Annotated in this window: 1 protein-coding gene; it reads left to right on the forward strand. The window is 58.7% G+C overall.

Features of this window, described 5'->3' with window-relative positions:
- Positions 1 to 441, forward strand: a 441-nt coding sequence (locus C3Y91_RS05280) for an integrase core domain-containing protein (RefSeq protein ID WP_168575108.1), incomplete at both ends; no start/stop codon positions are given.

Here is a 441-nt window from a genome sequence, read left to right on the forward strand (position 1 = left end):
TCGCGTCGCACGGGAGCTTGACCGGATTATCGAGGAGCGCGGCAAGCCGAGGATGATCGTCAGCGACAACGGCAGCGAGTTCACCAGCAACGCGATCCTGCAATGGGCGGACCGGACCAAAGTTGACTGGCATTACATTGCGCCTGGCAAGCCTATCCAGAACGCTTTTATCGAAAGCTTCAACGGGCGGCTGCGAGACGAGTTCTTGAATGAAACTCTGTTCTCGTCGCTTGCTCACGCCCGGTCCGCGCTTTCAAACTGGCGTAGCGATTACAACAATCAACGCCCGCATTCAGGCCTTGGCTGGCTGACACCGGCCGAATTCGCTCAGACACTCAACCCGCGACGTGATGCGGTGCTGCGCAGCCGAAATGGCTCCGCACCGCAACCCGCCGCTACCGAACCAACAACAGCAACCAAAAACCGCTGGAGCGAACTCAA

It is taken from the genome of Rhizobium ruizarguesonis, from assembly GCF_012349115.1.
Taxonomy (GTDB): domain Bacteria; phylum Pseudomonadota; class Alphaproteobacteria; order Rhizobiales; family Rhizobiaceae; genus Rhizobium; species Rhizobium ruizarguesonis.